Source organism: Stenotrophomonas sp. (assembly GCF_032066555.1).
Lineage (GTDB): Bacteria > Pseudomonadota > Gammaproteobacteria > Xanthomonadales > Xanthomonadaceae > Stenotrophomonas.
Window position 1 is genome coordinate 335,552 of record NZ_DAMBKV010000002.1, and the last position, 24,954, is coordinate 360,505.

Sequence of the window (24,954 nt, forward strand, 5' to 3'; positions counted from 1 at the left end):
CTGACGCCGCTCCCACAAAGGCCAAGCGGGCCTTGGCCTAGAACTTCTGCTCGGTGGCCAGGTAGCGCCACTGGCCCTCGGGCATCTTGCTCAGGCCGATGCGGCCGATGCGCAGGCGGCGGATCTGTTCGGCCTTGAGGCCAACCTGGCTGCACATGAACTGCAATTGGCCCGGGCGCACGTCCTTGATCGCAAAACGCAGGCGCTGCTCGCTCTGCCAGCTGACCTTGGCCTGCGGCAGGCTGCGACCTTCATGGACCAGTCCATGGGTAAGCCTGGGCATCGCCCACGGGGTGGGTTCGCCGCTGACTTCGACCACGAATTCCTGCTCCAGGCTGGGGCCGGATTCCTGCAGGTGGCGGCGTACGCGCCAATCCTGGGTCAACACGACCAGGCCGCTGGCGTTGTCATCCAACGGCATCAGGTAGTCCAGGCGCTGGAAATGACGGCGTAGCGAACGGATGCCGGAGGCGTCATCGGCAAAGCGGTTTTCGTCGACCAGCAGCGCGAACAGCTGCTCGGCGGTACAGCCGGCCGGCTTGTTGATCAGGAACGTGGCTGCTTCAGCGGCTTCGGTGCTGCCTTCGGCGGCCAGCGTGATGACTTCCTCGCTGACCATGGTCTGCGGGGTTTCCACGACCACGCCGTTGACGCTGATCCAGCCGCCTTCGATGTACTGCTGGGCCTGCGAGCGCGAGCACTGCAGCTGCGCGGCAACGCGCTTGTCGAGACGGATCGGGGTGGTCATGGCGGCCATGGGTTCTACGAAGGGCGGGGAGTGTAGCGCTGTGGCGGGACTGCGGCGATGGCTGGCTCAGGCCGGTTCATGTTCCAAGGCGGTCAGGTACAGGCGCAGGTCGAACTCCAGCTGGTGGTAATCCGGCTCCATGTGCAGGCACAGCTGGTAGAAGGCCTTGTTGTGGTCGGCCTCTTTGATATGCGCCAGCTCATGCACCACGATCATCCGCAGGAACTCGGCCGGGGCCTCGCGGAACACGCTGGCAATGCGGATTTCCCGGCTGGCCTTGAGCTTGCCGCCGTGGTTGCGGGAAATGGCGGTATGCGTGCCCAGCGCGTGTTTGACCACCTGCAGCTTGCCGTCATACAGCACCTTGCCCAGCGGCACCGACTGGCGCAGGTGGCGCTCCTTGATGGCCTGCACGTAGTCGTAGAGCTGGCGGTCGTTGCGCACCGGATTGGGCTCGGCGTAGCGCTTGCGGACCGCTTCGCCCAGCTTGCCCGCGTCCAGCAGCTCGCGGGCGCGCTGCTGCAGGTGTTCGGGATAGCCATTCAGGTATTTCAGCGGAAGCATGGGCATTTGGGCGGGACAGGACAGGCCGCTATGATGGCAGCCTCGGCAACAGAACCATGAACAACGACGATGGCAAAGGGTAATCCACTGCAGGAACAGCTGCTCAAGGCTGGCCTGGTGAAGAAATCGCAGGTCTCGCAGGTGGCGCGCGCGCAGGTCAAGGCGCGCCACGGCAAGGGCCCGGTCAGTGCGACCGAGAGCCAGCGCGAGGCCGATCGCGCCCGTGCCGAGAAGGCCGAAAAGGACCGCCAGCTGGCGGCCGAGCGCAATGCCCAGCGTCGCGCCGACGAGCTGCGCGCGCAGGCCAAACAGATCATCGCCGACCGCAAGCTGCCGCGCGCCGGTGAGCTGGAATACCGTTTCAACGACGGCGCAGTGATCCGTACGATGCTGGTCACCGAGGCGCTGCGCACCCAGCTGGCCAATGGTGCGCTGGTGATTGCCCGGCACGGCGACAGTTTCGAACTGCTGCCGCGCATGGCTGCGGAAAAGGTGCGTGAGCGTGACGCCAGCCTGATCGTCCTCGACCACGGCCAGAGTGCGGATACGCCGATTTCCACTGGCAATGCCGAGGATGATGCGTACTACGCCCAGTTCCAGGTGCCTGACGACCTGATGTGGTGAACGCTGTGCTCGCGCGGTTTGGCGCGGGCCGACGCCTGTGGTGAGCGGCCAGCCCTCCGCCGGTGGAACTTGCTCAGGCAGCTGTACGCCTGGCCGCCAGCCCTTGAATTGTGTCCAGGGAGGCGGCAATTTGCCTGTGTTGCTGTACGTGGAGACAGGACATGGCTACCGGTTGGGCGGGCGACACCGCCGTTCAGGATCAGATTGACGCCACCGTCGAGGACGCGATCAAGCGTGCGCGCAGCCGCATGCCCAGCGGCCCGGGGCTGGAACATTGCGAAGAATGTGATGCGCCGATTCCCGAGGCGCGGCGCAAGGCCGTGCCCGGGGTGAGGCTGTGCATCGCCTGCCAGCAGGCGCAGGATGAGGACGAGGCGTTTGCCGGCTATAACCGGCGCGGCAGCAAGGATAGCCAGCTGCGCTAGGAACGATGGCTGTGTCTGTGCCTGTTGTGGTCGTCGCTGTGGTTTGCGGCTTTGGCTGTTGTTTTAGCCTTGCTCTTGCTCGTTATCCTCGCGAAGGCGGGGATCGCTCTGTATTTGCTTGCGCTTTGGAGTTACGCGGTAATTCCGGTCCGAATCAATGCCGAAGGCCAAGGCTGGAGCCAGAACCGGAGCGATCCCCGCCTTCGCGAGGATGACGGCAAAAAAGCAAAAGCCCAAAGCCCAAAAACTCAGCTTTTTCCTGGACCGGGCAGCACGGCGTTCAAGTACTGCTTCTGCACAACGCGTGGCACCAATCGCGGTCGCTCCATCAACACAAAGCGCACGCCCTTCACCGTCTGCGGCGCAGCCTTGCTGACAAAGCCAAACCGCTCATACACCGGCACTGCGATCTCGGACGAGTTGACCGTGTACTCGCGGCGGCCGTGTATGCGCAGTGCATGCTCCCACAGCCGCCGCGCGATGCCGCGCTGGCGGCTGCTGCGGCTCACGAACAGATGATGGATGTGGCTGTCGCCGCGCATCGCGATCATGCCGACAAGTGCACCTGCATCCTCAATCACGTAATGCGCGAACTCCTTGTCTACCAGGCGATCGGTGAAGCTGGCGGGAGTCAGCGAGGCCAGGAACGCATGTGCGCTGGCACCGCTGTCGGCGTCCAGAAGGTGTCGCGCCAACGGGGTGACCAGCGCGCTCAGTGCCTCTGCATCGGCGAGGTTGGCGTCACGCAAAGTGATGTCCTGATCCACGTACTTCCCCCGTAGCGCCCCCGGAAGCAGCGGCGTGGATGGAAGCATACCTGCAGCCGCCACGCTGTAAACCTGTACGCTGGCGGCAGCTCAGTGCGTCGCGCCGCCCAGACGGAAGCTGCCGCTCCAGCGCAGCATCGCGAACAGGCACCACAGCCAGCCCGCCGTGGCGATCAGGCCGCCGACAAGCCCAATGTGCTGCATGCCCAGCTGCAGGCTGACCTGGCTGCCAATCAACGCGCCGGCGCCAATGCCGATGTTGAAGATGCCCGAGAACAGGGCCATCGCCACGTCGGTGGCATCGGCGGCCAGGTTCAGGACCTTGGACTGCATCGACAAAGCGAAGCTGATCATCGCCACGCCCCAGACCGAAACCAGTGCGTACAGCAGCCAGCTGCTGTGCAGGCCAGTTCGCAGCAACAACAGGCTGGCGGCCAGTACGCCGATGGCCGCCAGCAGGAAGCCACGCGGCCAGCGCAGGCCGTAGCGCGAAAACAGCAGGCTGCCGATGAAGCCCATGCCGCCGAACAACAGCAAGACCCACGTCGTCACATGCGCATCGAAGCCGCCGATCTTCTGCACGAACGGTTCGATGTAGCTGTAGCCGGTGAACTGTGCCGATACCACCGTCATCACCAGCAGGTACAAGGCCATCAATGCGGGGCGCCGCAACAGCAAGGGAATGCTGCTGGCCGAACCGCTGTTCTGGCTGGGCAGAGCTGGCAGCAGGCGTGCCAGTACCAGCATCACCAGCAGGGCGACGCCGCCGATGGCCATGAAGGTGACGCGCCAGCCCAGCAGTTCGCCGACGATGCGGCCCAAGGGGATGCCCAGCACCATCGCCACCGAGGTGCCGGTGGCCAGCAGGCCCAGGGCCTGCGGGCGCTTGTCCGCCGGTGCCACCCGCACTGCCAGCGAGGCGGTGATCGACCAGAACACGGCATGCGCCAATGCAATGCCTATCCGGCTGGCCATCAGGACCGGATAGCTCCAGGCCAGCGCTGACAACACATGGCTGAGAATGAACAGTGCAAACACGCCCAGCAGCAATCTGCGCCGGTCGAAGCTGCGGGTCAGCAACATGCACGGCAGCGAGGTCAGCGCCACCACCCAGGCGTAGATCGTCAGCATCAGGCCGACATGTTCGATCGGCTTGCCGAAATCGGCGCCGATGTCACTGAGCAGGCCGACAGGGACGAATTCGCTGGTATTGAAGACGAAGGCGGCCAGCGCCAGGGCGATGACACTGAGCCAGCGTTGGCGGTCGGAGCGTGGCGGCTGGTGTCCGGCAACGGCAAAAGCATCGCCTGCCTGCGGGGCAGGGCATGAAGTATCGGGAGAGACGGACATTGCGAGCGGGTCTGCGACCGGGCCGGTCGCTCAATGCAGGCAATTTTCGCACGCGCCGGGTGGACGCGAGCAGAACGCTGTGGATCACGGCGCCCGGCGGGGCTCTGCAGATCGGGAGCAGGGCCAGCCGTGGCCGCGGTCTTGCCAGCGGCCCTGGAGCAGGTAGGGAAGCCCGCTTTGCAGGGCCGAAGTGCTCAGCCATCTCCCTGCAGCGTGCTTGCAGCGGCGTCACCACCACGCCAGCGACGCAGGCCACGCTGGAAGAACAGGCTGTTGGGAATCTGCATCAAGGTGCCATCGACCGGGCCACCGACCTCGTGCAGGGTGGTGTAGATCAGGTTGATGTCGGTGACGACGCCCTTCAGGCCGGGCTTTTCACCGTTCTCCAGCAGCTCGATCTGGTCGCCCAGACGGAACGGGCGGGTGGTGAAGATCAGGAAGGTGCAGAAAATGTTGGACAGCACGCTCCAGGCGGCGAAGAACGCCACCGCGCCGACCGCGGCAAAGCCGGTGAACGCCGTCCACAGCACGCTGGCCTGCACGTTCAGGGCCTGCAGGATGGCAACCAGCGCCACCGTGCCGATGATGAAGTTCGACAGTCGCCGGATTGCCATTTCGATCTGCGCCGGCAGCGTGTAGTGACGGCCCAGGCGCGCCAACAGGCGCCGGGTGAGCAGGCGCAGCAGCCAGGCCACGACCAGGATCAGCAGGATGCCCAGGCCGGTGTTGATCGGATCAATCCATTGCTGCAGCGAGGCGGGTAGGTAATGCTTCATGCGGTTTCCTTGCGGTGCGTCAGTGCTTCAGTGCGGCATCGGTATGGCGGGGATCGCCATCGTTGCGGGCGGGGATGATGTTCAACAAACGGGCCAGCAACGGATAGATGTCCACATTGTCGATCGGCGCGATGGTCACGCCGGGGACGAAGGCTGGACCATAGCCGATGAAGGGTGAATACATGTCGGGCAAGGTGTTGTCATAGCCATGCTCGCCCAGCAGTTCGTGGTTCTTGCGCTTCTCGGCCTGGCGGGTAGTGACCTGCCAGCCCAGTTCGGCGGTGCAGATGTAGGCGGGTACGCGGCGGTGATGCCCGTACTCGAAGCGGGCGGGGATCTGCTCGCGGGTCATGCACTGGATGTGCGGGTAACTGCCGTCCAGCAGCTGTTGCGCGGCCGCTTCACCACCGGGAAGGGCGTTGAACGAGGCGTAGGCGCCGGTCCAGCCGAAATCCAGCCTGCCGACATCGACGATGTCGTCGAGAAAGACCTGCTTGTCGGGGCCGGTGGCGGTCATGCCGTGGTCGGAGGCCACCACGATGTTGATCTTCTGCTGCAGCCCCTGCGCACGGATGCCGCTGAGCAGGTTGCCAATTGCCGCATCCACTTCGCCAAGCGCGGCATTGAGTTCGGCGGAGTCGGGGCCATGACGATGGCCCATGGTGTCGACCTTGTCGAAGTACAGGGTGATGAAGTGCGGGCGTTGCGCTGCGGGCAGCGCCAGCCATTCCAGCACCTGGTTGACCCGTTGTCGTGAGCTTACCTGTATGTCGAAGGGGCGCCAGAACTCGGGCCGTGCACCGTGTACCGGCGCCTCCGAGCCGACCCAGAACATCGCCGCGGCGCGGCCGCCCTGTTCACGGACGCTGGTCCACAGCGGCTTGCCATCGTCCCACCAGCGCTCGTCGCGGACCGTGGCCGGGTCGAACATGCTGAAGCGCACGCCGGGGATGGTCGGGTCGGTCATGAAGTTGGCGATCACCCCGTGGTGGTCCGGGCGCAGGCCGGTGACCAGGGTGTAGTGGTTGGGGAAGGTGATCGATGGATACGACGGGCGCATGTACTCGGCACGGGCGCCGCCGGCCACCATGGCTGCCAGGTTCGGGGTCTGGTTGCGGTCCAGGTAGTCGTTGCGGAAACCATCGATGGAAACCAGGATCACCGGCGCCAGTGCTTGCTGGGGCATGCGTGAGGTGCTGGCAGGCGTTTGGATGGCGAGCGGGGCGCTGGTGCAGCCGGCCAGGGCAAGGGCGGCGCAAAGCAGCAGGGCGGGGGTACGCAACATGGGGCGGCAACGGTTTGGCGAGCGGCGATTGTCGGCCAGTGCGGCATTTGCTGCCAGTCGAGGCGCACTTGCCGGCCGCTTTGGCAAAACCTGATTCGGGTTTAAACCTTTTTCCTGCTTGCCGCATCCAATGGATATGCTCGACGCCACCGTGACTGCCACTGCTCCCTCACCGCCCGCCGTGGATGACGCTGCGTTGGCCCGTGCCGCCGCGGACGGCGACACCCGCGCCTATGAGCGCATCTACCGGCGTCATTCACCGCGGCTGTACGCCTTGCTGTGGCGGCTGTGTGGCGGCAACGCCGCGCGTGCCGAGGATGTGCTGCAGGAGACCTTCATCCAGGCCTGGCGCAAGCTGCCGCAGTTTCGCTTCGAGAGCGCATTGTCCACCTGGTTGCACCGGTTGGCGGTGAATACGGCCTTGATGGAGTTGCGGGCAACCACGTTTGAATCGCTCGACATCGGGGAATCAGGGATGGACCTGTTGGCCGAAATGGCTGACACGCCGCGTTGCCATGCCACGGGCATGGATCTGGAGCGCGCGCTGCTTACGCTGCCGCCGCGCGCCCGTGCAGTGCTGGTGCTGCATGACATCGAGGGCTGGAAACACCAGGAAATCGCCGTGGAACTGCAGATGGCTGTCGGCAGCTCCAAGGCACAGTTGCATCGCGCGCGCAGCTTGCTGCGCACGCGGCTTGGAGACGCAGGATGAATATTCACGACGACGATCACGATGATGCGTTGGCCCAACGTTTACGCGGCCTGCCATCCGAACGGGTGGCACCGGCGGCCGTCTGGCAGCGCATTGCCGCAGAGCTGGAGCAGACACCCCGTTTCCAGCAGGCCCCTGTCGCCCCGGCGCTGAACGCAGCGGCCCCAAGGCGCATGCAGCGGCGCTGGCCGCGCTATGCCGCAGCCGCGGTGGTCGTGGCGCTGGTCGCGGGAGCGGGGGTTCTGTGGTTGCCGCAGCAGCCACCGGCAGCCGTGGCGGTCGAGGAATCGTCCCTGCAGCATCAGGCCAATACGATCACCTACCAATACCGGCAGGCGATGGCCACGCTGCCACAGCAGGACGTGGCGGCCGAGCTGCAGCCGGCCCTGCGCGAGCTGGACGAAAGCGCTGGCAGCATCCGCAGCGCCATCGCGCAAAGTCCCGATGCCGCCTTTCTGCTTGGCCAGTTGCAGCGCACCTATGCGCTGCGGCTTGAACTTACCCGCAAGGGCGTGAACCCGACCGGACTTTCGACATGAAGGAGCACCTGATGAAAGCTTGTATGCGCCATCTGATCGCCACCGCACTGCTGTTGGCCCCATTGACCAGCGCGTTCGCGCAGACCGCGGTCAACCGTAACCTGCCCTTGTCCAGCGGCGGCCGCGTGGAGCTGAGCAATGTGGCCGGCTCGGTCACCGTGCGTGGCTGGGACCGCAACGAAGTACAGCTGACCGGCTCACTGGGCGAGGGCCAGCGGCTCGAAGTAGAAAGCAGTGCCAATCGGGTGGCGTTGAAAGTGGTTTACCCGCAGAACAGCCACAGCAGTCGCGGTGCGGTGCTGGAATTGCGGGTGCCGCGCGCCGCGCAGTTGCAGACCAGTACCGTCAGTGCGGGCGTGGATGTCGCGGATGTGGACCTGCGTCGTCTGCAGAGCTCCACCGTCAGCGGCAGCATCACCGCCAATGGGCGTGCTGGTGAGGCGGAATTGACCACGGTCAGCGGCGCGATCCGCTCGCAGCTGCAGACGTCGCGCCTGGAGACGCGGACAGTCAGCGGTGGCATCAATGCAGCCGGCGCCAGCGGCGGTGAGGTCTCGGCCAATACTGTGTCTGGCGGTATCACCCTGGACCTGGCCAAGGTGCAGCGGCTCAGTGCCGAGTCGGTATCCGGCAGCGTGGGCGTGCGCAGTGCGGGCCTGCAGCCGGGTGGCCGGGTCAATCTGGAGACGGTGAGTGGCTCGGTATCACTCGGCTTGCCGGCCAATACCTCGGCGCAGCTCAAGGTCAGCACCTTCAGCGGCAGCATCCGCTCCGACGTAGGCCAGGTGGAGAGCCCGCGTTACGGGCCGGGCAAGAACCTGGACGCGCGGATTGGCGGCGGCGACGGTGATATTTCGATCCAGTCGCATTCGGGCAGCGTGCGGGTGAGTCTGGATCGTTGATTCACTCCCTCCCTTTGTCATAGGCAAGGGGAGGGTTGGGGAGGGACGCTTTTGCTCCCTCCCTTTTGCGCAGCAAAGGGGAGGGGTTGGGGAGGGGTAGGGCTTCTGGGTTTCTGGAGTCCCAGCTTCCCGGCTTACGCAGCTCCTACGACCGCCCCGGTTGTTGCCGCCAGCGCCAAGCCCTGCACCACGCCGAACGATGGGTCGCCGTGCACCAGCCTGGCAGTCGGGAATGCCGCTGCCGCTGCTTGCTGGATGTAACCGGCGCGCGACATGCCACCGGTCAGGAACACCGCCGCCGGGTCGTGGCCGATATCGGCACGCACCTGCTGCAGCAAGGTCTCCAGCTCGCCCAGATAAGCACCGGCGGCCGCCGTCAGATGCGGTGCGTCGATGTCGACGAACAGTCCGGTTTCGATGAAATCCAGCACGCTGTTGTGGCGGGCTTGGCTGCTCAAGCTGATCTTGCACTGTTCCACCGCGCGGTACAGGCGCGCGGTATTGCCGGTGTCCTGCAGCGCCTGCAGGCGCAGGCCATAGGGCAGTTCCACCGCGTCGTAATTGTGCTGGCGGAAATCACGCTGGCGGGTCATGTCCTGCACCATCGCCGCCTCCACGTAGTGGTGCGCGGGCACGCGGGTGATGCCGCGCCCGAACAGTGGCATATAGCCGGCCAGGCTCAGCGCCAGGTCGATATCGGTACCGCCACGGGCAATACCCCAGGCGCGATGGATCTGCGGCGCGGCGTTGCCGCCAACGCTGGCGTGGGCGATGTCGGTGGTACCGCCGCCGACGTCGACGATCACCGCTTCGTGGCGCTCGCTGCTGACTGCGTGGTAATGCATGGCCGCCGCTGCCGGCTCCTCGAGGAAATCCACCTCGTCAAAGCCTGCTGCCATCGCCGCGCTGCGCAGGATGTCCAGCGCCTGCTCGTTGCCGGCCGCGCCAATCGAGCTGCGGAACTGCACGGGCCGACCGAGCAGGGCGCTGCGCACATTGCAGCGCAATTGGCGCGAGGCGGTCAGGCGGATGTGTTCGAGGATATGGGTGGCGATGCCGGTGATGGTCTGCTTGGCACGCGGATGCAGGTTGTAGCCCAGCATCGACTTCGGGCTCTGCACCAGGTTGCCTTCGTTCTCCTCGAAATAGGCCTCCAGCGCTTCGTCGCCATAGACCGCGTTCTGCAGCAGGGTGGTGGAGCTGCGCGGTTCGCGGATGCGTTCTTCCATCCACTGCCGGCGCACCACGCGGATGGCGTCGCTGCGCAGCTGTTCATGGCTGCGCGTGTTGCCGACCGCGCGGGCGTCGCGGCGGCCGGATTCGATCAGCTCATCGACCTGCGCTTCGAGTGCCGGGGTGAGTTCGAAATCGTTGGGGTCGCGCATTACCTCGGGGAAGTACACCGTGGTGCGGAACTGCTGGGCTTCACCAAAACTGACCGGAACCACCTTGCCGTCGATGTGGGCGGCGGCGGCCGAGTTGCTGGTGCCAAAGTCGATACCGAGTTTCATGGTGCCTGCGCGTCTTGCTGCTGAATCGGCCGCGCACTTTACTACGCCGCCGCGACGCTGGCTTCACCCGTTGTTGGCTGCTTGTGGCTCCAGCGCGGCCAACCGCGCCTGCCAGGCCTGCGGCGTCTGCGGTTTGACGAACAGCGCCACGATCTCCGGGTGGCGCAGGCGCGCGGCCTGTTCGATGCGGGCCACGCAGGCTTCGATCTGCGGCGTGGTGCAGCGGTCGTCGAAGGCCGCACTGAGTGTTGCCAGTACCTGATTGGGGCCGACCTGGACGGTCAGGATGCCGTTGGCGTTCTCGATGTCCGGGTCGGCCGCCGCCAGCTGCAGCAGGGCCTCGCCCAATTCAGGATGGGCCGGTTCGCCGATCAGCAGACCCTTGGTTTCCCGTGCCAGCAGGAAGGCGGCCACGGCCAGCACCAGTGCGATGCCGATCGAGGCCAGTGCATCCAGTTCCGGCATCTGCAAGCACTGCGCGCCGATCAACCCGGCCAAGGCGATCAACAGGCCGAGCAGGGCGGCGCTGTCCTCCAGCAATACGGTGAAGGTGCTCGGGTCCTTGCTGCGCCGGAAGGCTTCGAAATAGCCATGATGGCCCTTGCCGATGCGGAACTCGCGCAGCGCTACCCACCATGAGCTGCCTTCGAACAATAGCGAGACACCGAGCACGATGTAGGCGATGCCGGGGTTGGCGACGGGCTCCGGGTCGCGCAGGTGGATGATGCCCTGGTAGAGCGAAACGCCTGCACCCATCGCAAAGACCAGAACCGCGACGATGAAGCTCCAGAAATAGAGTTCACGGCCATGACCGAGCGGATGGGCGCGGTCGGGTGGTTGCCTGGCGCGGTTCAGCCCATGCAGCAGCAGGATTTCATTGGTGGTGTCCACCAGTGAATGCACGCCTTCGCTGAGCATGGCCGAGCTGCCGGAAATGCCGGCCGCGATGAACTTGGCCACCGCAATGCCCAGGTTGCCGGCCAGTGCCACGAGGATGACGAATCGGGAGCCGCTGTCTTTCGCCATGTGATGTCCTGGCAGCGCGACATCGCTTGCCGCGCTGGCACTTTCCTTCCGTGTGCGTGGCGATGGCGTGAGTGACGCGGAGCTGAGCGGCTACAATGCGGGGTTATTCAATGTACGGGAGTCCCCCATGTCTGTTACTTCCTGCCCGCAGTGTTCGCTGGAGAATGTCTACGCCGACGGCGCGCTGTGGATCTGCGCCGATTGCGGCCATGAGTGGACCGCTGGTGAAGCGGCGGAGTCGACGCTGGTGGTCCGCGACAGCAACGGCAACGTATTGGCGGCAGGCGACACCGTCACCGTGATCAAGGACCTGAAGGTCAAGGGTTCATCGATTCCGCTCAAGCAGGGCACGGTGATCCGCAACATCCGCCTGGTCGAGGACGATGCCGAGCACATCGAAGGCAACTCGGAAAAGATCAAGGGCCTGGTGCTGAAGACCTGCTTCCTGCGCAAGGCCTGAGCCGGATTGCCCAGGCCGCCAGCGGTGCGCGATCAGCGCGCCGCATGGCGCGCTTCGAGCCGGCGGATGCCATCGAGCTTGCTCTGGTAAACCGCTCTCATGGGATCGCCGCCGAGGTCGCGGGCGCGCTTCATCTCGCGCATGGCCAGGCGATTGTCGCCGCTCAGGAAATACGCCCGGGCCAGGCCGAAGTGGAATTGATGGGCGTTGCCGTAGAGCCGCACGGCTTCCCGGTAATAGTGCGCCGCCAGCACGTAGTTGCCGTCACGCTCGGCGGTGGTGCCTTGCATGAACTGGTAGAAGGGGTCGCGCTTGCGCACCTGCTCCAGTCGTGACTGCATCTGCGCCACCCGGCGGGTGTCGCCCATGCGCTGGTAGAGCTTGGTGGCGTTGTGCAGGGCGGGGGCGTGGAAGCGGTTGATCGACAATGCGGTTTCCAGGTCCCTGGCGGAGGCATCGAGGTCGTTTTCGCGCGACTCGAGTACGCCCAGGTTGCTCCATGCCGGCACAAACCGCGGATCCATCCGCAATGCCGCGTCGAAATAGGCGCGCGCGCTGGCGTAGTCGTGCGCGGCCAGCTGCTCGGCCCCCCGGTTGTTGTAGAAATGGGCGAGGGCGCGGCTGTCATTGATCGGCTGTGGGCCGCGACGGTCGTACAGCACGTTGCTGTCCAGGTCCAGGGTCGCCTGGCGGCCATCCACGCGCATGCCGACATTGACGTGGCCGGCGTTGAAGATCAGCCCCTGGTCCTGGTACCAGGACACCACCTGGCCCACCTCCTGCATGCGTGCCTCCAGGCCGATCTCGCGGGCCAGGGCGACGAACAACAGGGTGAATGACAGGCAATTGGCGCGCCGTTGCTGCCAGGTCTCGGCCACGGTGAGGGTGGCTTCGGTGTCGTATTCCAGGCCCAGTCCCTCTGGGCGGAACACCAGTTCAACCAGCAGGTGCAGGCGCTGTTCGGGGGAATTGGCCACCTTGATGACCCGCTCCTGCAACTGCGCGCGTATCTCCGGCGGAATCGCCATCACCTGCGCCGGGGTCGGTACCGGGGCCGGTGTTGGCGGTGGCGCGGCAAAGGCCACGCTGCTGGCGGCGAGCAGGACTAACGCATTCCAACCGATCATGGCGATCACCCGGAGTTTGCTGCGGCCTGCCCAGTGTAGGCCTGTTGCGGGGGCATGGGAGCAGTGCCGGCACAAATCCACAGCAGGTGTGGACCAGCGCCGTGCAAACATGTGGATAACTGCTGGCAGCCCTTGCAGGGCGTGGCTTGGCAAGTGGTGGTGAAATTTTCACCATGGCCGGGCCGTGACCGGCGGGGTCTGCTAGTATCCGCGGCCCAGACAGTAGTGGCCGCCGCAACGGAGCGGGCAAGTCGGCCGGCTTTCGATACCAGACCATGACGAAGCAGCTTTCCTCCACCGAGGCCCAGATGTCACTGGGCCTGGGCAGCGATATTCCAACCGAGCGCCTTTTCTTTGCCGTGATGCCGGACCCGATGACGGCCGAGCGCGTGGCGGAGCTGGCTGACGGGCTGCGCGAGGAACATGGCCTGATCGGGCAGCCGCTGGCCCCCGAACGCCTGCATGTCACCCTGCATCACCTGGGCGACTACGCCGGCCTGCCGCCGAGCCTGCTGCCCAAGGTGCGCCAGGCTGCGGCACGGGTGCGCATGCCCGAGTTCGAGGTCTGCTTTGATCAGGTGGGCAGCTTTGCCGGCGGCGTGAAGAACCCCTTCGTGCTGCGCAGCGAGTACGGCGCGGAGTTGTTGAATGGCCTGCACGAAGAGCTGGCGCGCTGCCTGCAGGGCGTGGGTGGCAAGCTGGACCCGCGCTTCACCCCGCATATGACCCTGCTGTACGACCGCCGCCGCCTGCCGATCCAGCCGGTACAGCCGCTGCGCTGGTTCGTGCGGGAATTCGTGTTGGTGCGCAGTTTCCTCGGCCAGGGCCGTTACCAGATTGAAGGCCGCTGGCAACTGGGCTGAGCCGGGGGCTGCCGTCCGCGGTGCAATCCGCGGCTCCCCGATTGATGATGGGCCTTTCCAAGTCCTGGCTTCATGCCAAGATGCGGCCATGAACGACTTGCTGCAGACCCTGCCGCCGCCGCTGTTGGCCGAGCTGAAAACCGCCTACGCGCAGCCGCCGCGTGCGTATCACAACTTTGGCCATGTACAGGCGCTGCTGCAGCACTACCGTGATGTCGCCGCTGGCCCCGGCTGGCAGCAGCCGTTGGAAGTGCTGTTGGCGGTGCTTTACCACGATGCCATCTACGAGGCGGGGCGCGGCGACAACGAGGCGCGCTCGGCGCAGCTTGCCGCGTCCGGTATCGAACGTTGGCTGCCGGATGCCGAAGTGGATGTGGCCCGGGTGATGGCGTTGATTGAACTGACGGCGCGCCATGGCAGCCTGGATGGCGAGGGACTGGATGCCGACGCTGCGTTGTTCCTGGACAGCGACATGGCGATCCTGGGGGCGCCGGATGCGGTGTTTGATGCCTATGACCGTGGCATTGCCGAGGAATACCTGGGCAAGGTGCCGGGTTTCCTGTTCCGGCTCAACCGGCGCCGGTTCCTGAAGAAGCTGCTGGCGCAGCCACGCATCTTCTTCAGTGATTTCTTCCATGAACGCTACGACGCGGCGGCGCGTGCCAACCTGCGCCGGGCCACGGCCTGATGCCTGGCTTTGGCTAAAATGCAGTCTGTCCTGTTGCTGATTGGGCCTAGCCGGCCGCTGTAATGAACGAATTGCCCGTCCAAGCTCCCGCAACTCCCGATCCTGACCCCCGCCCGCAACCGCCGGAGGCACCGGGTCCCAACGAATGCTGTGGCAGCGGCTGCCCGTTGTGCGTGCTGGATCTGTATACCGATGAGCTGCTGCTCTACCGGCAGCGGCTGGCCGAATGGCTTGAACGCCATCCAGAAGCGCAGGCCTGAACCGGTGGTTTCGACATCATTCCGCCTGCCACGGGCGTAGGCTTTGCAGAACCGTTCTTGAGGCCTGTACATGGCACGTGTGATGTGGGGAATGTGGGTGCTGGCAATGAGCCTGTGGGCGGCGCCGGCAATGGCAGCCGAGCAGGTCAGCCACGGTCGTTTCCAGCATGTACCGGTGCTGCTGCCCGACTTGCCGGCACAACGCGTGGTGCTGTGGTTTGGCGATGCAGCCGCCTCCACCGGGCACGTGGCGCGCCTGCAGGCACTGCGCGATGACGGCGCGCTGGTGGTGGATATCGACACCCCGCACCTGTACCAGGTGCTGGCCAGGGAAGGTGGCAGCTGTGGTTTCTCCGCCGGCGATGTGGAGAACTTCTCGCGCTACGTGCAGGCCTATTACCACGTACCGACCTATCGCCTGCCCATCCTCGGCGGTGAGGGGTCTGGTGCGGCATTGGCCTATGCGGTCGCGAGCCAGGCAGACCCGGGCGTGTTCGCCGGCTTGCTGACCGATGGCTTCTGCCCGCAGCTGCGCAACGCGACGATGACCTGTGGCGATGCCATCAAGGGCCGGGTGCTGTTGCCGCAGCCGTTGCGCTTTCCCTGGTTGAACGCGGCGGCGGGCAAGCAGCAGGCATGTGCGGCGACGGCAGTGACGGCGTTCACCGATGCGGTGCCGTGGGCGCGGCAGTTCGCACGTACCCGCCAGGGCAGTGCCTTGCCCGGTGAAGTAGCGGCTGCGCGGGTGCTGGGCGCGCAGCGGGGTATCAGCCTGCCGGCCGTGCCACAGGACCTGGATGGGCTGCCGCTGGTGGAAGTGCCGGCCAGCGGGCAGGGCGATACCTTCGCGGTGTTTGTCTCTGGTGATGGTGGCTGGGCTGGACTGGACAAGGACGTGGCTGGCGCCCTGGCAAAGGCCGGGATTCCGGTGGTGGGCGTGGATTCGCTGCGCTACTTCTGGAGCGAGCGCACGCCGGCAGGATTCGCCGCCGACCTGGATCGCATCGCGCGCTATTACGCCAACCATTGGCAACGGCCGAAACTGATGCTGATCGGCTTCTCGCAGGGGGCCGATGTCTTGCCCGCGGCCATCAACAAGCTGCCGCGGGCGAGCGCACAGATGCTGGCCATGACCGCGCTGATGTCGGTGGGGGAGCGTGCCGACTACGAGTTCCATGTCAGCAACTGGATCTCCAGTGGCGGCGATGATGGATTGCCGATTGCGCCGGAAATGCGCCGCCTGGCGGCTGATCGCACGCTGTGCATCTATGGTGCCGACGATGAAGATGCGCTGTGCCCGAAGCTGCCGGCCGGTAGCGCACAACTGATCAAGCTGCCTGGCGATCACCATTTTGAAGGTGATTACGAAGGTCTGGCCAAGGTGGTCCTGCAGCACGTGCAGGGGCCTTGATGCGGAGTGTTGTGGGAGCGGCGTCAGCCGCGAAGCCGGTGATCTGAAACGATGCCAGCTTCGCGGCTGACGCCGCTCCCACAAACCAACTTGCTTATTTCCTGCTGGGGTCCAGCGAAATCAAACGGGTCACATCCAGCAGCGCAGCCGGTAGATGCACGCCACCGGGCGCAGCCAGATAACGGGGCCGCCACTGTGGTGCGAACTTGGACTTGAAACGACGCAGCCCGCTGAAACCATAGAAGCGCTCTCCATGGCGCGCGACCAGATTGGCAAACCGGTTCCAGCGGCCCGCGAGGCGATGCTGGGCCAGGCCTGTGAGCGGTGCCATGCCGAGCGAGAAGCGGGTATAGCCATTGGCCGCGCCCCACAGGAACAATTCTATGAACAGGAAGTCCATCGTGCCCTTGGGCGCATCCGGGCGGTGTCGCATCAGGTCAACCGACAGCTCATGCCCTGCCGGTGCCTGCCAGATGTTGGCGAAGGCGACGATGCGTCCTTCCGCCTCGACCAGCGCCACCGGAAAGCGGCACAGGTAACCGGGCTCGAAGCTGCCCAGCGAGAACCCTTTTTCTTCGCCGGCCTTCTCGTCCAGCCATGCTTCGGAGATTTCTTCCAGCGTATCCAGCAAGGCGGGAACTTCGCTGGCCGCTGCCAGCCTGAAGCTCAGGCCGCTGCGTTTGCCCTTGTTCCACGCCTGGCGCAGATCGGCCCGTTCGCTGCCGGCCAGGCTGAAGTCCTGCAATGGCACCATTGCCTCCTCGCCCAGTTTCACCAGCGTCAGGCCAAGGTCCAGGTAGTGCTGCCAGTACCTGTCGCTGGTCTGGTAGAACACCGGGCGCAGGCCGAGTCGATCAGCCTCCTCGCGGAACTTCCAGATCAGCGCTGCTGCTACTGCTGGCGGCCCGACCGGGTCGCCCATCGCCACCAGCGAACCGCCGTAGCGCTGCAGCATCACAAAGCCATCGCCAGCCTCGCTGCGCAGGATCGCCTTGTCGCCGGTCATCGCCACGCAGGCCTGGGTATCTTCGGCCAGGGCGAGCACCGGGCGCAGCTGCTCCAGTGTTGCCGCGTCCGGCAAGGGCAGGGGGCTGCGGGTGCTGTGCAGCAAACGTGCAAGCCCGAATACGACCAGCGCGATGCAGACCAGCAGCAAGGCGCGTAGCGCACGTGGCGCATTGCCCGAGGTGGCGAATTGCCACCACAGTTCGTTCTGGTATTCGACGTGGCTGTAGACGAAGAACAGCAGCCACACCGTCGCCACCAGCACCAGCGCGACATTGCGCAGCCATGGCCACGACCATGCCTCGTCGAGCAAGGCACCTTCGCGGTAGAACTCGCGCCGGGCCGCCCACAGCGCCACCGCCACCAGCGGCAAGGCCAGGGCCACGGTCAGATGGCCGCCACGCAACCAGGCCGGCAGCGGAAGGGCGATGCACAGCGCCAATGCCAGCATCCACGCGGCATGGCTGCGCCGCTGCAGGCCTTGTCCGATCAACAGCAACAACACGCCGCCCAGGCTGCCAAGCAGGTGTGAGGTCTCCACGATAGGCAGCGATGCCGGCAACACCCGCTGATGGGGCACTGGCAGCGTGCCGTCGATCAGCAGCAGTGCGCCGGCCGCAAACACGGCCAGTGCGATCAGTTGTGGCAGCCAGGGGCGGATCACCGTCCAGGCGGTACCGGCACCGCTGCGCAGCGGGCGACGCACGCTGGCCAGGGCGGCCAGCAACGCGGACAGGAATAACGGCAGCAGGTAATAGGTGATGCGATAGGCCACGGCGGCGGCGAGGATGGCGGCCGGCGCCACCTGCGGCAGCAGCTTGAGCAGGCTCCACTCGAATACGCCCAAGCCTGCGGGCACCGTGGAGATCAGTCCGGCCACCACCGCGACCAGATACAGGCCAACGAAGCCGATGAAGCCGACCTCGGCCTGCGCCGGCAGCAGGACGTAGAAAGCGGCCGAGGCCAGGCACAGCTCAACCACGCTCAGTACGGTGACTTCCAGTACCGTGCGACGGTCAGGAATCCACATCCGGTGCGTGCCCCAACCGACGCTGCGGCCGTCGCGGCCGACCAACAGCAACATCGCGGCGAAACCGACCAACACGCCGATGCCGAGGGCATGCACCGTCGTGGCCGAGATGGGCAGCGCCAAGGCGGCGGCGCCTGGTTCCAGCAGCAAGGCCAGGCCAAGCAGCAGCCAGGCACCGAACACGAAGCCCAGGGTGCTCATCAGCACCACCTGGCCGATCTCGCCCAGGCTGAGCCCGGCACGGCCGTAGCTGCGCACGCGGATGGCACCACCGGTCAGTGCGGCGAAGCCAAGGGTCTGCCCTGCGGCGTGGGCCAGGAAGGCGGTGATGCCGACGCGGGCGGCGGGCAGGGGATGCCTGGCGCGGCGCAGGCCAATCGCATCGAATCCGATCAGGCAGGCATAGCTGGCCATGCCCAACAGCGTGGCCAGACCCAACTGCGCCCATGACAGCCCGCGCACGGCGGCGCGGATCTGGTGGTAACCGTGATCGCTGAACTCCCCCGCCAGCGCATGCAACGCCATTGCCATGATGGCCAGGGTGACGAGGATGGCGGCCATGCGCCGCCAAACCGGCGCGGAAGGTTCCGAAGGCGTGGAGGACGCGGTCATGCAGGCGGATAGGGCTATGCGCTGGTGCGGCGCGGACGCATAAGACTAGTCCTCACGCGTGATGATGGCTGCATGCATGCGCTGTCGCGTTTTCACCGCCTTCAGTCAGCGTGGCGGCCGCAGGCAGACTAGACTGGGTAATTCGAACGCAGGGGCAGGGGCATGGGGCGTGGTTCGCATGGACGGGCTTGGCAATCGGCAGCGCTGGCCTTGGCCGTGGTGCTGGCCCTGCTGCTGTTCTCGGCCATTGCCATCAGCCTGCAGTTTGCGCGCGATGATCTGGATTGGGTTCGCGCAACCCTCAGTCTGTACCTGCACGGCCCGTACGGCATCCTGCTGCGCGTCGCCTATTGTCTGCTGGCGCTGGCCATCGCCGTGCTTGGGGTAATGCTGTACCGGCAGGCGCACGGCAGCGCCCGGCGCGGCCTGCCCCCCAGTTTGTTCGTGCTGGCCGGGCTCGGTCTGGCTGCGGTTGCGATTGGCGACAGCTGGTTGCCGCAGCATGCGCCGCTGCTGGCGCCCCTGGTACACGGTCTGGCGGCGCAAACCGCATTCCTGTGCGTGACCGTTGCGATGCTGTTGCAGGCCTGGTGCTTCGGTCGTGACGCGCGTTGGCGGGGGCTGTACTGGTTGACCTGGGGCTGGGCATGGTTCGCCTTCGCCGGGCTATGGCTGCATGTGCTGTGGCGTGGCAGCCCGCGCGGGCTCGGGCAGAAGCTGGTGATCGCCGTGGTGGTGGGCTGGCTGCTGCTGGTAGCGTTTGTGTCGTGGCGTCGTTCACGCAAAGAAACGCCTGAAACTTCCGCTTGCCCTCACAATGGCGGCTACATCCACAACACGGAGTCACCCCCATGATCCAACGCTTCGATACCGGCCCGCGCATGTCGGAAATGACCATCCACAACGGCGTGGCCTATCTGGCCGGGCAGGTGCCGGAAGATACCAGCGCCGATATCGTGGGCCAGACCGAGCAGGTACTGCAGGCCATCGACGATCTGCTGCGCCTGGCGCCGACCGACAAGACCAAGATCCTGCGCGCCGAGATCTTCCTGGCTGACCTGGCGGATTTCGCCGGCATGAATGAAGCCTGGGACAAGTGGGTGCCGCAAGGCGCAACACCGTCGCGCGCCACCGTGCAGGCCAAGCTGGCCAATCCGGAATGGAAGATCGAGATCGTGATCACTGCGGCTGTACCGTAAGCGGACGGCACCGCTATCGCGGGTCTGGCCCGGGTGCGATGGTGCCCGGGCAGATCCAGCCGTGAGGCTGGTGATGTCTTTGCAGGGAGGCAAGGGAAAGGAATGAGAAGCCGTCTGTTGTTCGCGCTGTGTTGTGTCCTGGCAGGCATGGGGGCCAGCGTGTCGGTGGCAGCACCGGCGCCGCTGTCGAAGATGATCTACGCGCAAGCGCCGGTGCAGCGCATCGAGCCCTTGGATTACCCGCAGTTCAAGCTGATCGAGGCGGAGCTGCGCAACACGGTACGGCGCCATGGTGACCGCAGCGTTCCCAACCGCTTCTGCGCGGTTGGCTACCAGCTCGCCGGCGGCACGGTGGAAACGGTGCTGATCTGGGACAACGCGCAATCGTTGATCCGCTGGTGGGGCGGTGATGCGCTGGCTACCTCGGAAGAGCGCTATGCGGTATCGGCCTCGTTCTCACCGTTTACCGACCTGCGCACGGATCTGGTCGAGGACGACCGCTATCCGCTGGGCACACGCGCGATAGTGCGGGCCGATGCGGAGGCCTTGATAGCGGATTGTCGTGCGCACGGGCACCAGTACACCGTGCCGCCACTGCCGCCGAAAGGCGAGGATGACGAGTACTGAGGGAGCACTGCAGCTGTTTGTGGGAGCGGCGTAAGCCGCGAAGCTGGCAATGCTTGAGTCGCAGCGTTCAATATGATCTGGAGCTGCTGCGTTTTTACGGTTTGATGCGGCGATAGGGATCTTCGCCAGCTCGGTTTCCACGAGCTTCGCGGCTTACGCCGCTCCCACAAAGCCGGGGTTCGGGACAGCCTGCAGCTCGATGCAATCCACCGGACAGGGCGGGATGCACAGCTCGCAGCCGGTGCACAGTTCGGCCAGCACCGTGTGCATGTATTTGGCACCGCCGACGATGGCATCGACGGGGCAGGCCTGGATGCACTTGGTGCAGCCAATGCAGTCGGCTTCGACGATGACCGCGACCTGCGCCGGTTTGTGCTCGCCGCGGCTGCGGTCATAGGGCAGGGCCGGCACTCCCAGCACATGCGCCAGTGCACGTGCACCCGCATCACCGCCTGGCGGGCAGTGGTCAATGCCGGTCTCACCGGTTGCCATCGCCTCGGCATAGGGGTGGCAGCCGTCGTAGCCGCACTGGCCGCATTGGGTCTGTGGCAGCAGGCGATCGAGGCGTTCGACCAGTGCAGCCTTTCCTTCTCCCTGCGGGAGAGGGGGGCGTGCAGCGTCTGATGGGGGTTGGGTAGTCATTTGAGAGTCCTGCTATTCGCCCTCACCCCAACCCCGCTCCCGGCGGGAGAGGGGCTCAGGTCAGGCATTTGCCGCGATACCAGCGCTCATGTGCCAGCGCCAGCATGGGCTTGTCTTCGCTGCTGTCGCCGTAGGCGTGAATTCGTTGGTACTTGCCCAGGTCAAAACGCTTGCGTATCAAGGCCACCTTGCGCGCGCCACAGTCGCCCTCGGCGTAGCGGCCGGTGAAGCGGTTGTCCTGCACCTCGAGCCGGTTGCAGATCATCTGCAGGCCCATCCGCCCGCACCAGTGCTGCAGGTATAGATCCAGTGAACCGGACACGACCACGACGGTATGGCCCTGTGCCTTGTGCCACTGGATCTGCTCCAGCATCTCTGGACGCACCATTTCCGGCAACTGCTCGCGTGCATAGTCGCTGGCCATCTGGCTGATCTCACCCGCGTGGCGGCCAGTGAACACCTGTGCAGTGACGCGGCGGCGGATGCGTTCAGCCGAGATAAGTTTCAGCCGATAGGCCAGCACCCACGGGCCAACCCGCCACCACCCCTGCGCGCGCTGCTCCGGCGTGGCCACACGACGCAGAAACCGGCTATAGGTGTCACAGACGGTGATGGTGTGGTCGAAGTCGAAGAGGGCTAGTTGCATGAGTGCCGGGAACAGAGAGTTGGGAAACGGGAACCGGCAGGGCCGATATTCCCGACATCGCGACGGCTAGGTTTCTTTTCCAGACATTGCTTGGCCGGGAGAAATCGGAACCTCATGAAGCCATGCTCCTGCTTCTACGACGCCCGATTCTCCCTTCCCGACTCCCTGCTTCAGCGAACCGGCATGCCCGGCAGTGCTCCGCCATCGGCATCCAGCAGCGCCAGTGCGCCGCCGTCGAAACCGGCCGACAGAATCATGCCTTCGCTCAGGCCGAAGCGCATCTTGCGCGGGGCCAGGTTGGCGATGAACACCACATTGCGGCCGACCAGCGCTTCCGGCTCGGCATAGCTGCCGCGGATGCCGGAGAAGATCTGCCGCTGGCCGAGGTCGCCGGCATCCAGCAGGAAGCGCAGCAGCTTGTCGGAGCCTTCAACGAAGCCGCATTCCAGCACCTTGCCGATGCGCAGGTCGAGTTTGGCGAAATCGTCGATGCCGATGTACGCGGAAGCTTCACCTTCGGCCTTGGCCTCGGCCTTCACTTCGACCTTGGCGGGCTTTTCAGCCTTGGCCGGCTTGGCCTCGGTGGCGGGCTGGGCGGTGAGGGTGTCCTTGGAGGCGTCGGTCATTGCGTCAATCATCTTGGGGTCGATACGGGTGAACAGCGCCACGTAGGCGGCGATGCTGTGTGCGGTCAGCGGGGTGGTGATGTCGTCCCAGCCGTGGACCGGGGCGTTGAGGAAGCTTTCGGCCTGCAGTGCCGTGGCCGGCAACACCGGCTTGAGGGCAGTAACCAGCACGCGGAACAGGTTCAAGCCCTGGGTGCAGACCGCCTGCAGTTCGGCGTCGGCACCCTCTTGCTTGGCGATGACCCACGGCTTGGTGTCGTCGATGTACTTGTTCGCTTCATCGGCCAGCGCCATGGTCAGGCGGATGGCAGCGGCCGCGTCGTTGCGCTCGTAGGCCTCACGAATCGGTGCCAGCGCAGCGATGAAACGGTCGTACTGGGCCTGGTCCGGCAGCGCGTCGGCCAGCTTGCCGTCGAAGCGCTTGGCGATGAAGCCGGCGCAGCGGCTGGCGAGGTTGACGAACTTGCCGACCAGATCGGCGTTCACGCGGGCCGTGAAGTCGCTCAGGTTCAGATCCAGATCGTCGACGCCGCCGGAGGATTTGGCGGCGAAGTAATAGCGCAGCGCTTCCGGTGCCAGGCCGGCATCCAGGTAGGTGCGGGCCATGATGAAGGTGCCGCGCGACTTGCTCATCTTGGCGCCGTCCACGGTCAGGTAGCCGTTGACGTGCAGCTTGGTCGGCGTGCGCAGGCCGCTGCCCTTCAGAACCGCCGGCCAGAACAGACCGTGGAAGTTGACGATGTCCTTGCCGAGGAAGTGGTGCAGCTCGGTATTGCTGTCGGCGGCAAGCACGGCGTCGAAGTCGTCGCCGGTCCTGGCACACAGGTTCTTGAAGCTGGACAGGTAACCGATCGGCGCGTCCAGCCACACGTAGAAGTACTTGCCCGGTGCGCCGGGGATCTCGAAACCGAAATAGGGCGCGTCGCGCGAGATGTCCCATGCGCGCAGGCCGCCTTCGGCATCCAGCCACTCGGCCAGCTTTGCCTTCACGCCGGGCAGGGCCACGTCGCCGGCCAGCCATTCGCGCAGGAACTCCTGGAAACGGCCGACTTCGAAGAAGTAGTGCTCCGAATCGCGCATTTCCGGGGTGGCGCCGGACACCACCGACTTCGGTTCGATCAGGTCGGTGGGGCCGTAGGTGGCGCCACAGACTTCGCAGTTGTCGCCGTACTGGTCGGGCGACTTGCAGTTCGGGCAGGTGCCCTTGATGTAGCGGTCGGGCAGGAACATGCCCTTGGCCGGGTCGTAGAACTGCGCCACCGAGCGACGGCTGATATGGCCGGCGGCGTCGAGTTTGGCGTACAGCGCCTCGGTCAGCTCGCGGTTGGTCGCCGAGTTGGTCGAGTCGTAATGGTCGAAATCCACGCCAAAGGCAGCGAAATCGCGCTCATGGCCGGCCTGGATGTTGGCGATGAAGGTTTCCGGGGTTACCCCGGCCTTCTCCGCGGCCAGCATGATCGGCGTGCCGTGGGTGTCATCGGCGCAGACGTACCAGACCTTCTCGCCCATCATTCGCCGCGCACGCACCCAGATGTCGGCTTGGATGTAACCCACCAGGTGGCCGAGGTGCAGCGGGCCGTTGGCGTAGGGCAGGGCATTGGTGACTAGGGCGTTGCGGGTCATGGCGATGGTTTGCGGCAGGGGACCGGGGATTATCGCATGGCCGGAAAGAAGCAGCCCCGGGAGGCCGGGGCTGGGGGCTTGCCAGACAGGGAGCGAAACCTGGGCCTTCCCTTCTCCCGTCTACGGGAGAAGGTGCCCCGAAGGGGCGGATGAGGGGGAGCTTTTGACTTTCTAGCTAAACGCTCCCCCTCACCCCAACCCCTCTCCCGCAGGCGGGAGAGGGGCTTCAAGCAAAGGCTTTGAGCGGCTTACTGGTCGCGCAGCCAGGTCTGGGTGCGGCAGATGAAGGCGATGCAGCCGGAGACATCCAGCTTGCGGCCGTTGTCCACCAGCGCGACCTTGGAGCTGTAGGTCTTGCCCTTGGCCGGGTCCAGGATGGTGCCGTTGGCCCACTTGTTGGCGCCGTCCGGACGGACATTCCAGAGGATGGTCATGCCTTCGATCGGCTTGCCCTTGTTGGCACCTTCACACTTGTTGCAGACCGGGTGCGGACCCTGGTCGGACTGCAGTACCTGCAGCACCTTGCCGCTGAGCGTGCCGTTGGCGGCCTGGCTGATCTCGACGATGGACTTCACCCGGCCGGTTTCGTCGTCGATGGTGCGCCAGCGGCCGGCGGCGCTGTCACTGGCGCTAGCAGAGAAGCCGGCGGCCAGCAGCGGCAGGGCCAGCAGCAGGGTCTTGAAAGTCGTACGCATGTGTCCCCTCCCAGGGTGGGTTTGGTCAGCTGCCGGCGGCGCTGTTACGGGCCGAATGTAACCGCATTCGGTCCCGTACGGAATCCGCAGTGCAGCAGATTTTGCAGCCCTGTAGTGCCGAGCCATGCTCGGCAGGGGCTTTCACCGGCAATGCCTCAGAAGCTGCCCTCACCCCAACCCCTCTCCCGCATGCGGGAGAGGGGCTTTGAGC

General features: G+C 65.4%; 26 protein-coding genes and 1 pseudogene. 13 read left to right on the forward strand and 14 right to left on the reverse strand.

Annotated features, from left to right (window positions below; translation table 11 throughout):
• Positions 1 to 37: 37 nt before the first annotated feature.
• Together RT131_RS04730 and RT131_RS04735 are read right to left on the reverse strand one after the other, a co-directional pair.
• A complete protein-coding gene (locus RT131_RS04730) occupies positions 38 to 748 on the reverse strand; it encodes an rRNA pseudouridine synthase (RefSeq protein ID WP_313170713.1) in 711 nt (236 codons plus the stop codon).
• Between the two features lie 66 nt (positions 749 to 814).
• Positions 815 to 1,312: a YgjP-like metallopeptidase domain-containing protein gene (locus tag RT131_RS04735; RefSeq protein WP_296246089.1), complete on the reverse strand. Its 498-nt coding sequence runs from the start codon at positions 1,310 to 1,312 to the stop codon at positions 815 to 817.
• 69 nt (positions 1,313 to 1,381) lie between these two features.
• Here RT131_RS04735 and RT131_RS04740 point away from each other — a divergent pair, with 69 nt between their 5' ends.
• Positions 1,382 to 1,936: a DUF2058 domain-containing protein gene (locus RT131_RS04740; protein WP_313170715.1), complete on the forward strand. Its 555-nt coding sequence runs from the start codon at positions 1,382 to 1,384 to the stop codon at positions 1,934 to 1,936.
• Positions 1,937 to 2,097: 161 nt separating this feature from the next.
• On the forward strand, positions 2,098 to 2,361 hold the full coding sequence (locus RT131_RS04745) for a DksA/TraR family C4-type zinc finger protein (protein ID WP_282265397.1): 264 nt from the start codon (positions 2,098 to 2,100) through the stop codon (positions 2,359 to 2,361).
• Positions 2,362 to 2,609: 248 nt separating this feature from the next.
• On the opposite strand, the gene RT131_RS04750 is transcribed toward RT131_RS04745, so the two are convergent.
• From RT131_RS04750 to RT131_RS04765, 4 genes are all read right to left on the reverse strand, one after another.
• Entirely contained in the window at positions 2,610 to 3,128 is a 519-nt protein-coding gene (locus RT131_RS04750) for a GNAT family N-acetyltransferase (RefSeq protein WP_313170718.1), read from the reverse strand.
• Between the two features lie 90 nt (positions 3,129 to 3,218).
• Entirely contained in the window at positions 3,219 to 4,478 is a 1,260-nt protein-coding gene (locus tag RT131_RS04755; protein ID WP_313170720.1) for a sugar transporter, read from the reverse strand.
• 194 nt (positions 4,479 to 4,672) lie between these two features.
• Positions 4,673 to 5,254 (reverse strand): mechanosensitive ion channel family protein, encoded by a 582-nt coding sequence (locus tag RT131_RS04760; RefSeq protein WP_313170722.1) that lies wholly within the window; start codon positions 5,252 to 5,254, stop codon positions 4,673 to 4,675.
• Positions 5,255 to 5,273: 19 nt separating this feature from the next.
• On the reverse strand, positions 5,274 to 6,440 hold the full coding sequence (locus RT131_RS04765; protein ID WP_313170724.1) for an ectonucleotide pyrophosphatase/phosphodiesterase: 1,167 nt from the start codon (positions 6,438 to 6,440) through the stop codon (positions 5,274 to 5,276).
• Positions 6,441 to 6,675: 235 nt separating this feature from the next.
• On the opposite strand from RT131_RS04765, the gene RT131_RS04770 reads away from it, so the two are divergent.
• The 3 genes from RT131_RS04770 to RT131_RS04780 are packed head-to-tail and all read left to right on the forward strand — an operon-like array spanning position 6,676 to position 8,692.
• Positions 6,676 to 7,251 (forward strand): sigma-70 family RNA polymerase sigma factor, encoded by a 576-nt coding sequence (locus RT131_RS04770; protein WP_313170779.1) that lies wholly within the window; start codon positions 6,676 to 6,678, stop codon positions 7,249 to 7,251.
• Positions 7,248 to 7,790 carry a hypothetical protein gene (locus tag RT131_RS04775; RefSeq protein ID WP_313170726.1) on the forward strand — a complete coding sequence of 181 codons (543 nt, stop codon included), beginning with the start codon at positions 7,248 to 7,250 and terminating at the stop codon, positions 7,788 to 7,790. The genes RT131_RS04770 and RT131_RS04775 overlap by 4 nt, the downstream gene beginning before the upstream one ends.
• An 11-nt stretch (positions 7,791 to 7,801) precedes the next feature.
• The gene (locus RT131_RS04780; protein WP_313170728.1) at positions 7,802 to 8,692 is read left to right on the forward strand and encodes a DUF4097 family beta strand repeat-containing protein; all 891 of its coding nucleotides are present in this window, start codon (positions 7,802 to 7,804) and stop codon (positions 8,690 to 8,692) included.
• A gap of 134 nt (positions 8,693 to 8,826) precedes the next feature.
• On the opposite strand, the gene RT131_RS04785 is transcribed toward RT131_RS04780, so the two are convergent.
• Together RT131_RS04785 and RT131_RS04790 are read right to left on the reverse strand one after the other, a co-directional pair.
• A complete protein-coding gene (locus RT131_RS04785) occupies positions 8,827 to 10,203 on the reverse strand; it encodes an Hsp70 family protein (RefSeq protein WP_313170730.1) in 1,377 nt (458 codons plus the stop codon).
• 63 nt (positions 10,204 to 10,266) lie between these two features.
• Positions 10,267 to 11,202: pseudogene (locus RT131_RS04790) on the reverse strand (cation diffusion facilitator family transporter); the annotation flags it as partial.
• Positions 11,203 to 11,356: 154 nt separating this feature from the next.
• Here RT131_RS04790 and RT131_RS04795 point away from each other — a divergent pair.
• A complete protein-coding gene (locus tag RT131_RS04795) occupies positions 11,357 to 11,689 on the forward strand; it encodes a zinc ribbon domain-containing protein YjdM (RefSeq protein WP_282265415.1) in 333 nt (110 codons plus the stop codon).
• A gap of 32 nt (positions 11,690 to 11,721) precedes the next feature.
• Here RT131_RS04795 and RT131_RS04800 read toward each other — a convergent pair whose 3' ends face one another.
• Positions 11,722 to 12,816, reverse strand: a complete 1,095-nt coding sequence (locus RT131_RS04800) for a tetratricopeptide repeat protein (protein ID WP_313170732.1) — start codon at positions 12,814 to 12,816, stop codon at positions 11,722 to 11,724.
• 275 nt (positions 12,817 to 13,091) lie between these two features.
• On the opposite strand from RT131_RS04800, the gene thpR reads away from it, so the two are divergent.
• The 4 genes from thpR (at position 13,092) to RT131_RS04820 (ending at position 16,038) form a co-directional block, all read left to right on the forward strand.
• The gene (thpR, locus tag RT131_RS04805; protein ID WP_313170734.1) at positions 13,092 to 13,679 is read left to right on the forward strand and encodes an RNA 2',3'-cyclic phosphodiesterase; all 588 of its coding nucleotides are present in this window, start codon (positions 13,092 to 13,094) and stop codon (positions 13,677 to 13,679) included.
• 88 nt (positions 13,680 to 13,767) lie between these two features.
• Positions 13,768 to 14,367 carry a hypothetical protein gene (locus RT131_RS04810; RefSeq protein ID WP_313170736.1) on the forward strand — a complete coding sequence of 200 codons (600 nt, stop codon included), beginning with the start codon at positions 13,768 to 13,770 and terminating at the stop codon, positions 14,365 to 14,367.
• 62 nt (positions 14,368 to 14,429) lie between these two features.
• Positions 14,430 to 14,627, forward strand: a complete 198-nt coding sequence (locus RT131_RS04815) for an oxidoreductase-like domain-containing protein (RefSeq protein WP_313170738.1) — start codon at positions 14,430 to 14,432, stop codon at positions 14,625 to 14,627.
• A 70-nt stretch (positions 14,628 to 14,697) separates the two neighbouring features.
• Positions 14,698 to 16,038 carry an AcvB/VirJ family lysyl-phosphatidylglycerol hydrolase gene (locus RT131_RS04820; RefSeq protein ID WP_313170740.1) on the forward strand — a complete coding sequence of 447 codons (1,341 nt, stop codon included), beginning with the start codon at positions 14,698 to 14,700 and terminating at the stop codon, positions 16,036 to 16,038.
• 94 nt (positions 16,039 to 16,132) lie between these two features.
• Here RT131_RS04820 and mprF read toward each other — a convergent pair whose 3' ends face one another.
• Positions 16,133 to 18,685, reverse strand: a complete 2,553-nt coding sequence (mprF, locus tag RT131_RS04825; RefSeq protein WP_313170742.1) for a bifunctional lysylphosphatidylglycerol flippase/synthetase MprF — start codon at positions 18,683 to 18,685, stop codon at positions 16,133 to 16,135.
• A 162-nt stretch (positions 18,686 to 18,847) separates the two neighbouring features.
• On the opposite strand from mprF, the gene RT131_RS04830 reads away from it, so the two are divergent.
• The 3 genes from RT131_RS04830 (at position 18,848) to RT131_RS04840 (ending at position 20,511) form a co-directional block, all read left to right on the forward strand.
• Positions 18,848 to 19,540: a DUF998 domain-containing protein gene (locus RT131_RS04830; RefSeq protein WP_313170744.1), complete on the forward strand. Its 693-nt coding sequence runs from the start codon at positions 18,848 to 18,850 to the stop codon at positions 19,538 to 19,540.
• Positions 19,537 to 19,884 (forward strand): RidA family protein, encoded by a 348-nt coding sequence (locus RT131_RS04835; protein WP_313170746.1) that lies wholly within the window; start codon positions 19,537 to 19,539, stop codon positions 19,882 to 19,884. The genes RT131_RS04830 and RT131_RS04835 overlap by 4 nt, the downstream gene beginning before the upstream one ends.
• Positions 19,885 to 19,986: 102 nt before the next feature.
• Positions 19,987 to 20,511, forward strand: a complete 525-nt coding sequence (locus RT131_RS04840) for a hypothetical protein (protein WP_313170748.1) — start codon at positions 19,987 to 19,989, stop codon at positions 20,509 to 20,511.
• Positions 20,512 to 20,664: 153 nt separating this feature from the next.
• On the opposite strand, the gene rnfB is transcribed toward RT131_RS04840, so the two are convergent.
• The 4 genes from rnfB to RT131_RS04860 all read right to left on the reverse strand — a co-directional run bounded on the left by rnfB (position 20,665) and on the right by RT131_RS04860 (position 24,743).
• On the reverse strand, positions 20,665 to 21,153 hold the full coding sequence (rnfB, locus tag RT131_RS04845; protein ID WP_313170750.1) for an Rnf electron transport complex subunit RnfB: 489 nt from the start codon (positions 21,151 to 21,153) through the stop codon (positions 20,665 to 20,667).
• Positions 21,154 to 21,208: 55 nt separating this feature from the next.
• Entirely contained in the window at positions 21,209 to 21,799 is a 591-nt protein-coding gene (locus RT131_RS04850; RefSeq protein ID WP_313170752.1) for an HAD family hydrolase, read from the reverse strand.
• Between the two features lie 170 nt (positions 21,800 to 21,969).
• Positions 21,970 to 24,048 carry a methionine--tRNA ligase gene (gene metG, locus RT131_RS04855; RefSeq protein WP_313170754.1) on the reverse strand — a complete coding sequence of 693 codons (2,079 nt, stop codon included), beginning with the start codon at positions 24,046 to 24,048 and terminating at the stop codon, positions 21,970 to 21,972.
• A 248-nt stretch (positions 24,049 to 24,296) separates the two neighbouring features.
• Positions 24,297 to 24,743, reverse strand: coding sequence for a DUF2147 domain-containing protein (locus RT131_RS04860; RefSeq protein ID WP_313170756.1), 447 nt, complete (start codon positions 24,741 to 24,743; stop codon positions 24,297 to 24,299).
• Between the last annotated feature and the right edge of the window lie 211 nt (positions 24,744 to 24,954).